Source organism: Streptomyces sp. NPDC032940 (genome assembly GCF_040636935.1).
In the GTDB taxonomy this organism is placed as follows: domain Bacteria; phylum Actinomycetota; class Actinomycetes; order Streptomycetales; family Streptomycetaceae; genus Streptomyces.
This window is the reverse complement of record NZ_JBEZVJ010000004.1, coordinates 348542-361550: the sequence shown is the minus strand read 5'-3', so window position 1 is coordinate 361550 and position 13009 is coordinate 348542. Positions and strand designations below refer to the sequence as shown.

At 76.7% G+C, this 13009-nt stretch carries 9 protein-coding genes; 6 read left to right on the top strand and 3 right to left on the bottom strand.

Annotated features, from left to right (window positions below):
- Nucleotides 1–122 precede the first annotated feature (122 nt).
- Nucleotides 123–1469 carry a VWA domain-containing protein gene (locus tag AB0E77_RS08670; protein WP_361567496.1) on the top strand — a complete coding sequence of 449 codons (1347 nt, stop codon included), beginning with the start codon at nucleotides 123–125 and terminating at the stop codon, nucleotides 1467–1469.
- A gap of 79 nt (nucleotides 1470–1548) precedes the next feature.
- On the top strand, nucleotides 1549–3081 hold the full coding sequence (locus AB0E77_RS08665; protein WP_361567493.1) for an FHA domain-containing protein: 1533 nt from the start codon (nucleotides 1549–1551) through the stop codon (nucleotides 3079–3081).
- Between the two features lie 15 nt (nucleotides 3082–3096).
- On the opposite strand, the gene AB0E77_RS08660 is transcribed toward AB0E77_RS08665, so the two are convergent.
- On the bottom strand, nucleotides 3097–4071 hold the full coding sequence (locus AB0E77_RS08660) for a methyltransferase domain-containing protein (RefSeq protein WP_361567490.1): 975 nt from the start codon (nucleotides 4069–4071) through the stop codon (nucleotides 3097–3099).
- Between the two features lie 52 nt (nucleotides 4072–4123).
- Here AB0E77_RS08660 and AB0E77_RS08655 point away from each other — a divergent pair, with 52 nt between their 5' ends.
- From AB0E77_RS08655 to AB0E77_RS08640, 4 genes are all read left to right on the top strand, one after another.
- Complete coding sequence (locus AB0E77_RS08655) at nucleotides 4124–4537, top strand: globin (RefSeq protein ID WP_361567487.1); 414 nt, start codon at nucleotides 4124–4126, stop codon at nucleotides 4535–4537.
- A 181-nt stretch (nucleotides 4538–4718) separates the two neighbouring features.
- Nucleotides 4719–7970, top strand: coding sequence for an ABC transporter permease (locus tag AB0E77_RS08650; RefSeq protein ID WP_361567484.1), 3252 nt, complete (start codon nucleotides 4719–4721; stop codon nucleotides 7968–7970).
- Nucleotides 7971–8016: 46 nt separating this feature from the next.
- A complete protein-coding gene (locus AB0E77_RS08645; RefSeq protein WP_361567482.1) occupies nucleotides 8017–10746 on the top strand; it encodes an FtsX-like permease family protein in 2730 nt (909 codons plus the stop codon).
- Nucleotides 10747–10894: 148 nt separating this feature from the next.
- Nucleotides 10895–11863, top strand: a complete 969-nt coding sequence (locus AB0E77_RS08640; RefSeq protein ID WP_361567480.1) for an ABC transporter ATP-binding protein — start codon at nucleotides 10895–10897, stop codon at nucleotides 11861–11863.
- 31 nt (nucleotides 11864–11894) lie between these two features.
- On the opposite strand, the gene AB0E77_RS08635 is transcribed toward AB0E77_RS08640, so the two are convergent.
- Both AB0E77_RS08635 and AB0E77_RS08630 read right to left on the bottom strand, forming a co-directional pair.
- A complete protein-coding gene (locus AB0E77_RS08635) occupies nucleotides 11895–12575 on the bottom strand; it encodes a hypothetical protein (RefSeq protein ID WP_361567478.1) in 681 nt (226 codons plus the stop codon).
- Entirely contained in the window at nucleotides 12572–13006 is a 435-nt protein-coding gene (locus tag AB0E77_RS08630; protein WP_361567476.1) for a thioesterase family protein, read from the bottom strand. The genes AB0E77_RS08635 and AB0E77_RS08630 overlap by 4 nt, the downstream gene beginning before the upstream one ends.
- Between the last annotated feature and the right edge of the window lie 3 nt (nucleotides 13007–13009).

The window sequence follows — 13009 nt, the reverse complement described above, 5'->3', positions numbered from 1 at the left end:
TGGGTGGTCCCCCCCCGCGCGCGGGGGGGGGGGGGGGGCGCCCCCGCGCCCGCCGGGGGGCGGTCCGCGCCACCAGCCACTCCCCACCGGCGTGGGGGACGTAGAGGGGGATGCGATCCGGCATGGCCAATTTCTCGAAGTCGAACGTGCCGCAGTTCTCGGTGGACGTCTATCAGAACGAGTACCTGCCCGAGGGCGGCCGCGAGGTCAACGCGATCGTCACGGTCACCGCGACCGGCGGCGGCACGATCGGAAGCGCGGTGGCCGCGCCCCATCTGTACGCGCCGGGCCGGGGGCCGTCCGCGGCCGTGGCGCTGATGGTCGACTGCTCGGGCTCGATGGACTACCCGCCGACCAAGATGCGCAACGCGCGGGACGCGACGGCCGCCGCGATCGACACCCTGCGCGACGGCGTCCACTTCACGGTGGTCGGCGGCACGCACGTGGCCACGGAGGTCTACCCCGGAGGCGGCCGGCTCGCGGTCGCCGACGCCTCCACCCGGGAGCAGGCCAAGCAGGCGCTGCGCAGGCTGAGCGCGGGCGGCGGCACGGCCATCGGCACCTGGCTGCGGCTGGCCGACCGGCTGCTGTCCACGGCGGACGTCGCCATCCGGCACGGCATCCTGCTCACCGACGGCCGCAACGAGCACGAGTCGCCCGAGGACCTGAAGGCGGCGCTCGACGCCTGTGCCGGACGGTTCACGTGTGACGCCCGGGGCGTGGGCACCGACTGGGAGGTGAAAGAAGTCACAGCGATCGCCTCCGCCCTGCTCGGCACCGCCGACATCGTCGCCGACCCGGCGGGCCTCGCCGCCGACTTCACGCGGATGATGGAGACGGCCATGGGCAAGGAGGTCGCCGACGTCGCCCTGCGGCTGTGGACCCCGGTCGGCACCACGGTGAGGTTCGTCAAACAGGTCGCCCCCACGGTCGAGGAACTGACGGACCGGCGCACCGAGGCGGGCCCGCGCGCCGGGGACTACCCCACCGGGTCGTGGGGCGACGAGTCCCGTGACTACCACGTCTGCGTGGAGGTTCCGGCCGCGGAGCTCGGCCGGGAGATGCTGGCGGCCCGCGTCTCGCTCGTCGTCCCCGAGCCCGGGGGCACCGTGCGCAACCTCGGCGCGCAGGGCCTCGTCCGTGCCGTGTGGACCGACGACATGGTGGCGTCCACGTCGATCAACCCGCAGGTCGCCCACTACACCGGCCAGGCCGAACTGGCCCAAGTCATCCAACAGGGGCTCGATCTGCGCAAAGCGGGAGACATCGACGGAGCGACGGCCAAACTGGGCCGCGCGGTCCAGCTGGCCGGAGCGTCCGGAAACGCGGATACGGCGAAACTGCTTGCGAAGGTGGTGGACGTGGTCGACGTGGCGGCAGGTACTGTGCGACTGAAAGCGAAGGTCGAGGAGGCCGACGAGATGACTCTCGAGACCCGGTCGACGAAGACCGTCCGCGTGAAGAAGTGACGCGGTAGAGCACCGAAGCAGCACCGCACTACCGCAGGACAACACAGCGACAAGCTCCGCAAGAGGGGGAAGCTCCGACATGCCGACCTGCCCGAACGGACACCAGTCGGGTTCCGACGACTGGTGCGAGGTCTGCGGTCACCGCATGGCCGGTGCCGTGCCGCCCCCTCCGCCGCCACCGCCGCCGGGCGGGGGCTACGGCTTCCCGCCGCCCGCCGGTCCCGGCGGCCAGGGCGGCCCCGGCCCGCAGGGTCCGGGCGGCCCCGGCGGGGAACCGCAGCTGTGCCCGCAGTGCCGCACGCCCCGCGAGGGTGCCGCGCCGTTCTGCGAGGAGTGCCGGTGGAACTTCCTCACCAACACCGCCACCTCGTACACCCCGGCGGCTCCGCGCCCGCCGGCGCCCGGCCCGGGGCCCCGGTTCCCGCAGCCGCCGGGCGGACCGTCGTACGGCGGCGGTGACGCGTACGACTACCAGGGCTCGCGCCCGTCCCAGGTGAACCGGCCCGCCGAGCCGATCCCGCCGGGCCCGCCCTTCGGCGGCGACCCGTCGGGCCCCGGCGGCCAGGGCGGCCCCGGCCCGCACGGTCCGGGTGGCCCGAACGGCCCCGGCCCGCACGGTCCCGGCGGTCCGAACGGCCCCTCCGGCTTCCCCGGTCCCGGCGGACAGGGCGGTCCCTCCGGCTACCCGGGTCCCGGTGGCCCGGGCGGTCCCGGTGGCCCGGGCGGCCACGGCGGTCAGGGCGGGCCTTCCGGTCCCCCGGCCCCGCCCGGCTTCGGCGGCGACCCGTCGCGGCCGGTCCCGCCGCCTCCCGGCCCCGTGCCGCCCCCGCCCGGCCCGGGAGGCCCCGGTGGGCCCGGTGGTCCGGGAGGCCCCGGCCGTCCCGGCGGCCCCGGTGGCCCTGGCGGCCCCCCGCAGGCGTTCCAGCAGTCCGCGCCGTCGGCCCCGCCCGGCTTCCCGCAGGAGACCGGCCGCCCGCCGCAGCACGGCGGCCCGCAGCAGGGCGGCGGTCCGTCCTTCGGCGGCGGTGAGGACGACTGGGTGCTGTCCCCGCCGTCCGGCCCCGCGGGCCCCGGTGGTCCGGGGGGTCCTGGCGGCCCCGGACGTCCCGGGGGTCCCGGCGCTCCCGGCGGCGGCTATGGCTACCCGCAGCCCGGTGCCACCCAGGCCCCGCCCGGCCACGGCTTCCCGCCGGGGCCCCCGCAGCCGGCGACCTGGACGGCGACCATCGGTCCGGACCGCGAGTACTTCATGGCGATGATGCAGCGCTCCGGCCCCGAGGCCGCGGGCCTGAACCTGCCCGCGTACTCGCCGGAGCAGCAGCGCACGCTCACCGGCAACCAGATCACGATCGGCCGCCGTCGGCACTCCACCGGCGACACCCCGGACATCGATCTCGCGGTGCCGCCGGAGGACCCGGGCGTCTCGCACCAGCACGCGGTGCTGGTGCAGCAGCCGGACGGCGGCTGGGCGGTCGTCGACCAGAACTCGACGAACGGCACGACGGTCAACGGCGGCGAGGAGCCGATCCAGCCCTTCGTGCCGGTGCCGCTCCAGGACGGCGACCGGGTGCACGTCGGCGCCTGGACGACGATCACGATCCGCCGCGGCTGATACGGGCGCGGGCCCTCAGGTGACGGGCCAGGCGTACGGTCCCTCGGGGTCGTCCAGCCAGGCCCACACCCGCTCGCCGCGGACGGTGACGCCGTAGCGCTCGCGCCCCGGGGCGTCCTCTCGCTGCCACAGCGCGTACGCCTCCGGCGGGTCGAGGCTGCCCCGGGTCAGCGCGAGCAGGAACCGGAAGAGATCGTCGCCGCGGACCCGGCGGGGCACCCCGCCCGCGCCCGGCGGCTCCGGCTCGGTGCGCCCTGCGCCGCGCAGGGGCACGAAGTAGGCCGGCGTGGGCAGGAAGCGGCCCTCGGCGTGTCCGGCGTCGCGGACGGTCAGCGCGATCAGACCGGTGGCGAGCGGCGCCAGGATGCGCCCTCCGGGCCTGCACTGGACGAGCCAGGCGCACGGGACCGTGGGCAGCGCGCAGGTGGCGATGATCCGGTCGAAAGGGGCGCGTTCCGGTGCCCCGCGCGCCCCGTCGCCGGTGACGACGGCCGGGTGGTGTCCGGCGGCGGCCAGGTGCCGGCGGGCCGACTCGGTGATCTCCGGGTCCAGGTCGACGGTGGTGACCAGGTCGTCGTCGCCGAGCCGGTGGGCGAGCAGAGCGGCGTTGTAGCCGGTGCCTGCGCCGATCTCCAGGACCCGGTCGCCGTCCGTCACGCCCAGTTCCACCAGCATCGTCGCCATCAGCGACGGCTGGCTGCTGGAGGAGAGCAGTTCCCCGTCGCGCAGCCGGGTGGCGAGCGGGACGTCGGCGTAGGCGCCGCGCAGCCAGCGCTCGCGGGCCGCGGGGTCGGGGTGCTCGCCCCACCGGCGCTCGTAACCGCCCCGGACGCCGACGTAGTAGTAGGGCACGAAGAGGTGGCGCGGGACCGTCGCGAACGCCTCCCGCCAGACCGGGTCGGCCGCCCAGGCGCCGCTCAGCTCGATCTCGCGCACCAGCTCCGCCCGCGCGGAGGCGGCGAGGCCTGCCAGGTCCCGGTGCCCGTGCATGCCTCCACGGTAGGTCCTAAGTCTCAAGGCCTATGCCGCCCCGTCTGAGACCATGGACGGCGTGAATGAGATTCGGCGCGGCACGCTTCAGGAGCAGACCTTCTACGAGCAGGTCGGCGGGGAGGAGACCTTCCGCCGGCTCGTCCACCGTTTCTACGAGGGGGTCGCCCAGGACCCGATTCTGCGGCCGATGTATCCCGAGGAGGACCTGGGCCCGGCGGAGGAGCGTTTCGCGCTCTTCCTCATGCAGTACTGGGGCGGCCCGACGACGTACAGCGAGCGGCGCGGTCATCCCCGTCTGCGGATGCGGCACGCCCCCTTCGCCGTGGACCGTGCCGCTCACGACGCGTGGCTGAAGCACATGCGGGTGGCGCTCGACGAGCTCGGTCTGTCCGAGGAGCACGAGCAGACGCTGTGGAAGTACCTGACATACGCGGCGGCCTCGATGGTGAACACCGAAGGCTGACCGCGCCCCGGGGGCCGATGAGCGCATTCCGGTCCCTGATCGCCGAAATCCGGTCACGATCCGGTCAAGTCCGGCCCTCGAACGCTTACCCGCGCCACGGACCCTCTGACAACATCACCGAGAGGTCTGGACAACGGTGCCGGGGGGCCGGGTGGCGGGGAGCGGGGGAATCACGGGGCTCGTGCTGCTGCGCGCGCGGGCGCATCGCCTGCTGCTCGCCGCGGCGCTGTTCACCGTCCTGCTGACCACGGCGGTGCTGGCGACCCTGGCCGCCTATTCGGGCGCGATCGGCGACGCGTCCCTGCGGCACGCCCTCGCCGACCCGCGCAACGCCGCCGACACCGCGCTGATCGTCAAGGCGGACGTCCCCGAGGAGGCGCGCGAGGACGCCGCCGCCACCGTGCGCGAGGGCGCCCGGGACACCTTCGGCGGACTGCCGGTCACCGTCCGCACCCTGACGCGGTCCGGCCCCTACGCCCTGCCCGGCACCCTGCGTCCGCGCGGCGAGGGGTCCGGCGACGATCCCGGCCTGACGTACTTCGCGGCGCTCGATACGGCGCAGGTGCGGATCGCCGAGGGCCGGATGCCGCGGGAGGGCGGCCCGGTGACCGAGGCCGCGCTGCCGGTGGCCGCCGCCGAACGCCTCGGCGTGCGCACCGGCACCCGCCTCACCCTCACCGACCGGCTCGACGGCCCGGCGGTGCGGATCGAGGTCACCGGCCTGTACCGCCCCGCGGACGCGGCGTCCCCGTACTGGGAGCTGGACGACCTGGCCGGACGCGGCGTCAAACAGGGCGGTTTCACGACGTACGGGCCGCTGCTCGCCGCCCCCGGCGTGCTGAGCGGCGGCGAGGTGAGCGCCGGGCCGTCCGGGTGGCTGGCGACGGCGGACTTCTCCGCGATGACGGCCGGGCGGACGGACGCGCTGCGCGAGTCGGCCCGGGACGGCACGGCGTGGCTGCGCGGCCGGCCCGTGCTCAGCGGGGCGACGGCCGCGACGACCTCCCTGCCCGAGGTGCTGGACCGGCTCGACCGCTCCCTGCTGGTGTCCCGCTCGACGCTCCTCGTCGTGGCGCTCCAGCTGGCCCTGCTGGCGGGTTGCGCGCTGCTGCTGGTGGCCCGGCTGCTGAGCAGCGAACGCGCGGGCGAGCTGCGGCTGCTGCGGGCACGGGGCGCCTCCCGGGCCCGCCTCGGACGGCTCGCCGCGCTGGAGGCGCTGCTGCTGGCCGTGCCGGCGGTGCTCTGCGCGCCGCTGCTCGCCGGTCCGCTGACCCGGCTGCTGGCCGGTCGGGGGGCGCTGGCCCGCATCGGGCTGCGGCTGGAGGTGCCGGCCGTCGGCGGGGCCGGGGTGTGGCTGGTCGCCGGGGCGGCGGCCCTGGGGTGCGCGCTGGCGGTGACGCTGCCCGCGCTGACCGCCTCCCTGTCCGCCGGGGGCCGGGGCCGGCCGCTGCCCGCGCCGCTGCGGGCGGGTGCGGACGTCGGCCTGCTGGCGGTGGCCGGGGTCGCGTACTGGCAGCTTTCCCGGCAGACCTCGGGCGCGGTGACCGGTGACGGCGGCGGCGCCCTGGGCATCGACCCGTTGCTGGTCGCGGCGCCCGCGCTGGCGCTGCTGGCCGGCACCGTGCTGACGCTGCGGCTGCTGCCGCCGGTGGCGCGGCTCGCCGAGCGGCGGGCGGCCGGCGGGCGCGGACTGGCCTCGGCGCTGGCGGGCTGGCAGCTCAGCCGCCGCCCGATGCGCGGGGCCGGCCCGGTGCTGCTGCTGGTGCTGGCCACGGCGCTGGGCATGCTGGCGATCGGCCAGGGCGCCTCCTGGGACCGCTCGCAGGACGACCAGGCGGACTTCCGTGCCGGCGCCCCGGTGCGGATGCTGGCCGCCGGCACGGTGGACCCGGGCCGTACGGAGACGTACGCGGCCGTCCCGGGCGTCCGGGAGGCGACGCCCGCCGCCCGGACGGAGCTGCCGATGTCCGGCGACCGGACGGCCACCGTGCTGGCGCTGGACACCAAGGGCGCCGCGGACACGATCCTGCTGCGCCCCGACCTGTCCCCCGTACCGGTCCGGTCGCTGCTCGCCCCGCTCGCGCCCGAGGGCGAGGCGGCGGGCGCGAAGGTCCCCGAGGGCACCGCACGGCTGAGCCTGACGGCGGCCCTGGGCCGCGCGGGCGCCGGCGGGGACACGGGCGCGACGGCGGACGTGACCGTCACCGTGCAGGACCGCCACGGCGTGCCGTTCCGGCTGCCGGCCGGTGTCCTGGACGCCGACGGCCGCAGCCACACCCTCGACCTCGCCGTCTCCTCGGGACCGCTCACCGTCACCGGTCTGGAGCTCGTCATGGCCCAGCCGAGCGGCAGCGCCCAGCAGCACCGCTTCACCCTCGAGACCCTGACCGCCACCGCGGCCGACGGCACCGTACGGCGGCTCGCGCTGCCCGGCGCGTGGACGGCCACCGCACGCGCCGCCGGCCAGTACTCGCCGCCGGACTCGCCCACCAGCCCGACCCGGCCCCGGCTGCGGTCGTCCGCGCCGCCGGTGCTCGAGTACGGCACGGGGTACGTGCCGGCCGACATGCCCTGGGAGTCGGCGTCGCTGACCGTGCGGCTGGACGCCCGGCAGCCCGCCCCGCCGCAGCTCACGGCCGTGGCGACCGACCGCTTCCTGGACTCCGCGGGCGCCCGAGCCGGACAGTCGGTGGACGTCGCGCTGGACGGCCGGACCGTCACCGTGCGGATCACGCGGGCGGTGCGCGCCCTGCCGACCACCGGCGCGACGGCCCCCGCGGACAAGGACGGCGGGGCCCTCCTGGTCGATCTGCGGTCGGTGAACCGGGTCCTGCAGGCCCGGTACGGGGAGAGCCTCGCGCCCACCGAGTGGTGGCTGCGGACGGCGCCGGGGAAGGCGGCCGGGGTGGCCGCCGCCCTGCGTGCCTTCCCGGACGTCGATCCGGCGCAGGTCGTGGTGCGGGACGAGCTGGCCGGGCAGTTGCGCGACGACCCGTTCGGCGCGGGCCCTGGGACGGCGTTCACCGCGGCGGCCGGCGTGGCGGCGGCGCTGGCGGCCGTCGGGTTCGCGGTGAGCGCGACGGGGTCGCTGCGCGAGCGGGGCGCCGAGTTCGCCGTGCTGCGTGCCCTGGGCGCCCCGCGCCGCCGGCTGGCCCGGGCGGTCGCCGTCGAGCAGGGCGTCCTGGTGGTGCTGGCGCTGCTCGTGGGCACGGCGCTGGGTGCCGTGCTGGCCCGGGCGGTGGTGCCGCTGATCGTGCTGACGCCGGAGGCCGCGCACCCGGTGCCGGCGGTGCTCGTCGGCCTGCCCATGGGCCACGTCGCCGTCCTGCTGACCGCCGTGGCGGCAACGCCCCTGCTGGTCACGGCTGTTCTGGCGCTGCGCCGGGCGGACCCGGTCCCGGCCCTCAGGGAGCAGGGAGGCGAGAGCCGGTGACGACGCGTGGGTCCGTGGGAGCCGTAGGACGAGGAGGTGTCCGGAGGTGAGCCCCGTAGCCGCCCCGTGGGTGCGGACCCGGCTGCGCACCGCCCCGGGTGCCGCGTGCGCGCTGGCGCTGCTCGTGGCGCTCACCGCGTGCCTGGCCGCCGCCTTCCCGAGGGCGCTGGACCGGTACGCGGACACCAGCCTCCACCACGACCTCCGCCAGGCCCGCCCCGACCGGACCAGCGTGCTCCTGACGACCGGGCGGCCCGACTTCGGTACCGACCCCGCGGAGTTGGAGCAGGGCATGCGGCCCGGCGCGCTGCGTGAACGCTACGACCGCGCGCTCGGCATCGTGGCCGGCCGGCTCCCCGTCGACCGCATGCAGTCGGCGTACGGGGTGCGCACCACCGAGACCCTCGTGGTCCCCGAGCCCTGGCTGCCCCGGCCCAGCGGGCTGCCCCCGCAGGTGTACCTCGCCGCCCAGGACGGCCTCGGCGACCACGCCCGGCTGCACGCCGGCCGGCTGCCGCGCGCGTCCGGCTCCCCGGTGACCGCGGCCGTCGGCGAGGTGGAGGCGGTCGTCACCACCGAGACGGCCGCGGCCCTGCACATCCGGGTGGGCGCGGTCCTCCACGTGCCCCGCGTGGCGAGCGACCCGCTCGCCGTCCGGATCACCGGCATCCTCGCCCCGCGCGACCCGGACGGCGCCTACTGGGCCACCCGGCCCGCGCTGCGCACCCCGTCGCTGCTGAAGGTGCCGGGGCCGCCCGGCGCGGACACCGACCGGTACTGGGTCGGCACCCTGCTGCTCGCCCCCGACGCGGGGCCCGCCCTGCTGGGCACGGCCGCTTCCCCGGTGCGCTACTGGCACTTCGCGCCGGACCCCGACGCGCTGCACGCCCACGGCCTGGACCGGCTGAACTCGGCCGTCGCCGCCCTGGAGTCCGGGCCGGGGCTGCGGGAGGTGCGGTCGGCCGTCGCCCCGGACGCGGAGGTGAGCACCGACCTGGACGACGTGTTCGCCGCCTTCGACCGGCTGCGGTCGGGCATCGGCCCGCTGGTCACGGTCGCCGCGGCCGGCACCGGCACGGTCGCCGGCGTGGTCCTGCTGATGGCGGCCGGGCTCGCCGCCGACCGGCGTCGCGCGGAACTCGCCCTGCTGCGCGCCCGGGGCGCGTCCCTGCGGGGTCTGACGGGGCGGCTGCTGGCGGAGACCTCGGTGGCGGCGGTGCCCGCGGGCGCCGCCGGCCTGGCCGTCGCGCTGCTCGTCCTCCCCGGGGGCCGTCTCGCGCCGGCCGTGGCGGCGGCCGTCGCGGTCACCGTCGTCGGCTGTGCCGCGCTGCCCCTGCGGGCCGCCGCCGCCCACCGCGCCGTCCGGGTCCACGACGGCCGGCGGGACCTCGCGTCGGCCCGCCCCTCCCGGCGCCGCACGGTCGCCGAACTCACCGCCGTCGTGCTGGCCGTGGCCGCGGTCGAGACGCTGCGCCGGCGCGGGGCGGCGAGTTCGGCCGACGACCTGGTCTCGCTGGCACCGGTGCTGGTCGGGGTGGTCGCCGCGCTGGTCCTGGTCCGCCTCTACCCCCTGCCGCTGCGCCGACTGACCCGTCCGGCGGGGCGGCTGCGCGGCGCGGTGGGGCACCTGGCGCTGGCCCGCGCGGGCCGTACGTCCGTCTCGGCGGTCCTGCCCCTGCTCGCGCTGCTGACCGCGCTCACCACGGCGGCCTTCGGCGGCTCGGTCCTGACCGGCGTGACGGACACCCGGGACCGGGCGGCCCTGCTCACCACCGGCGCCGACGCCCGCGTGGAGGGGGCCGGGCCGCTGCCGTCGGCGGTGACCGACCGGGTGCGCCGTGCTCCGGGCGTGGCCGGGCTGACCGCCGTGAGCATCGCCTACGGGGCCAGGACGAGCAACGGCCGCCAGACGCTGGCCGTGGCGGGCGTCGACCCCGCCGCCTACGCGAAGCTGGCGGCGCGCACGGATCTGGGGGCCTTCGACGCCGCCGACCTGAAGCAGCCGGCCGGCCCGGACGAGCCCCTGCGCGCCCTGGCCTCGCCCACGGTCGCCGAGCGGTTCGGCACGGAGCCGTTCCGGGCCCGCATGGAGGACGGCACCGCGGTCGTCCTGCGGATCGCCCTCGTCCGCGACCTCACCCCGGCCCTCTCCGGCGACGAGTTCCTGGTCGTGGACCGGGCCGGACTGTCCACGGAGGCGGCCCGTCCGAACGTGCTGCTGCTCACCGGCGACCGGATCGACGGCGCCGCGCTGCGCCGGGCGGCCGGCGACGCCGGGACCGTGCTGCTGCGGGCGCAGGAACGGGCCCGGTACGTCGACTCGCCCCTGCAGTCCGGTGCCGAACGCGTCTACACGGCGGCCGTGGCGGCCGGCGCCGGGTACGCCGTACTCGCCCTGCTGCTGTCCCTGCTGCGCGCCGCGCCCGAACGGGCCGCGCTGCTGGCCCGTCTGCGCACGATGGGTCTCACCCGGTCCCAGGGCCGGCGCCTGCTCGTGCTGGAGTCCCTGCCCCAGGCCGCCCTGGCGGCGGCGGGCGGTGCGCTGACCGGCTGGGCGACCGTCCGGCTGCTCTCCCCCGGCATCGACGTGACGGCGATCGCGCTGGCGACGGCGTCGTCCCCGGAGGGGCACGGCGGGCTGCGCACGGACCCGTGGTCGCTGGCGGTGCCGACGGTCGCGGTACTGGTGGTCGCGGTGGGAGCGGCGGCGGTGCAGGCGTGGTGGTCGGGCCGCCGCGGGTCGGTCAGGGAGCTGCGGGCGGGTGACTCCCGATGAGGCGGGTGACTCCGGGTGTGACTCCTGCTGAAGATGCTCCTGATGAGACTCCTGCTGAAGATGCTTCCGATGAAGGGACCGGCCGGCGACACCGCGTACGGCACGTGCACCACGTGAGACACCCAGGGCTGCTGCCGAGGAGACCCCGATGACGACGAACCCCACCCTCGCCGACCTGGCCGACCGCGCCACCGCCGCCCGGGACCGCCCCGTCTACGGCCACGACGCCCTCATCACCTGCGACCGACTGGTCCGCATCTTCAGCGCGGACGGCGTCGAGGTGCAGGCCCTCCAGGGCCTCGACCTGCTGGTCCGGGAGGGCGAGCTGATGGCCCTGGTCGGCGCCTCCGGCAGCGGCAAGTCGACGCTGATGAACATCCTCGCGGGCCTCGACACCCCGACCGCCGGCGCGGCCCGCGTCGCCGGCCGGGACCTGCTCACGATGACCGCCAAGGACCGTCTCTCCTACCGCCGTGAGGTGGTCGGCTTCGTCTGGCAGCAGACGGCCCGCAATCTCCTGCCCTATCTGACGGCGGCCCAGAACGTCGCCCTGCCCGTGCAGCTCGCGGGCGCCCGCGGCCGGGGCCGGGCGGCCCGCCGGGCGCGCTCGGAGCGTGCTCTTGAACTGCTGGAGCTGCTGGAGGTCGCCGACTGCCGCGACCGGCGTCCGCACCAGATGTCGGGCGGCCAGCAGCAGCGCGTCGCCATCGCCGTGGCCCTGGCCAACGACCCCGCGGTCCTGCTCGCCGACGAACCCACCGGTGAGCTGGACTCCCACACGGCGGAACAGATCTTCGCCGCCTTCCGCACCGCGAACGAACGGCTCGGCACGACCATCGTCATCGTCACCCACGACCAGGCGGTGGCCGGCGAGGTCCGCCGCACCGTCGCCATCCGCGACGGCCGCACCTCCACGGAGGTCCTGCGGCGCAGCGAGGTGGACGCCACGACCGGCCACGAGACGGTGGTGGCCCGTGAGTACGCCATGCTCGACCGGGCCGGCCGTCTCCAGCTGCCCGCCGAGTACACGCAGGCGCTCGGCATGCGCGACCGCGTCGCCCTGGAGCTGGAGCCCGACCACATCGCCGTACGTCCGGACGACAGCGAGCTCCCCTGACCCGCGCGAGGCGTGCGGAGCGCCGGGTGGCTCAGCGCACGCTGAGGCCCAGGGCGCCGGTGCCCGCCCGGCGCAGGACGACGGATCCGTAGGGGGTGCGCAGCCGCAGCCACGCGCCCGAGGAGACCAGCGCGGGCCCGTTCCCGGCCGCGTCGGCGGGGCGCAGGAAGCCCAGCGACTGGGCCGCGTGCACGGCCCGTACCGGCAGCCCGGTGTCGCCGACCGTCCGGGACCAGATCTCCCGGCCGATCCGGTCGAGCTCGGCCCGGGTGCGCTTCTCGGGGGCCAGCTCCCCGGTCCGTGACCGGAACTCGGCGACGGCCGCGGAGACGAGGGCCCGCAACGCGTCCGGGTCCGGCAGGCCCGGTTCGGGGCGCCAGCCGCCGCGCGGGGGCAGCACGCCGGCCCACGGCGGTCCGGTGACCGCGCCGGGCACGGCGGCGGTGGCCGCCGGTTCGTCCACCGACTCCAGCAGCTCACCGGCGGACACGGTCACGTCCAGCGTGACGTCGAGCCCGTCCTCGTACGGCTTCGCCAGCCGCACCGCCCGTACGGCCAGCACCTCGAACGAGGGCGGCCGCCCGAAGACGGCGAGCGCCGTACCGTGCGCCTGGAGGCGTACGGCGGCGCCGCGGTCGTAGTAGAGCAGACGGGAGAGGAAGGCCGCGAGGTCGGCGGCCTCCCCCTCGTCGGCGAGGTGGAGAACCGTCATGCGGCGACGGCCTCCTCCTCGTCCTCCGCCTTTTCCCCGTCCGCGTCGTCCGTGTACTCCTGGAGGAACTCCCGCTCCTCCGCGGTGATCCGGCGGGGCCGCTGCGCCTCGAAGTCGAACGGCACGATCACCGTCGAGGCGCGGACGTAGATCTGGTCGCCGTCCTTCACCTCGTAGGTGAGCGTGAAGGACGCCGCCCGGATCTCGGTGACCCACAGCTCGATGTCCACGGGCGCGTGCCGGTGGACGAGCTGCCGCTTGTAGTCGATCTCGTGGCGCGCCACCACCGACCCCTGCCGGAAGTCCTTGTCCGGACGGAACAGGAAGTCGATACGGGCCTCCTCCAGGTAGCGGAGGAAGACCACGTTGTTGACGTGGCCGTACGCGTCCATGTCCGCCCAGCGCAGCGGGCAGCGGTAGATGTGCCGCAAGAT

Excerpts from the sequence above, each read along its gene's own strand:
- AB0E77_RS08670 (WP_361567496.1), top strand. The coding sequence starts at position 123 with ATGGCCAATTTCTCGAAGTCGAACGTGCCGCAGTTCTCGGTGGACGTC.
- AB0E77_RS08665 (WP_361567493.1), top strand. The coding sequence starts at position 1,549 with ATGCCGACCTGCCCGAACGGACACCAGTCGGGTTCCGACGACTGGTGC.
- AB0E77_RS08660 (WP_361567490.1), bottom strand. The coding sequence starts at position 4,071 with ATGCACGGGCACCGGGACCTGGCAGGCCTCGCCGCCTCCGCGCGGGCG.
- AB0E77_RS08655 (WP_361567487.1), top strand. The coding sequence starts at position 4,124 with ATGGACGGCGTGAATGAGATTCGGCGCGGCACGCTTCAGGAGCAGACC.
- AB0E77_RS08640 (WP_361567480.1), top strand. The coding sequence starts at position 10,895 with ATGACGACGAACCCCACCCTCGCCGACCTGGCCGACCGCGCCACCGCC.
- AB0E77_RS08635 (WP_361567478.1), bottom strand. The coding sequence starts at position 12,575 with ATGACGGTTCTCCACCTCGCCGACGAGGGGGAGGCCGCCGACCTCGCG.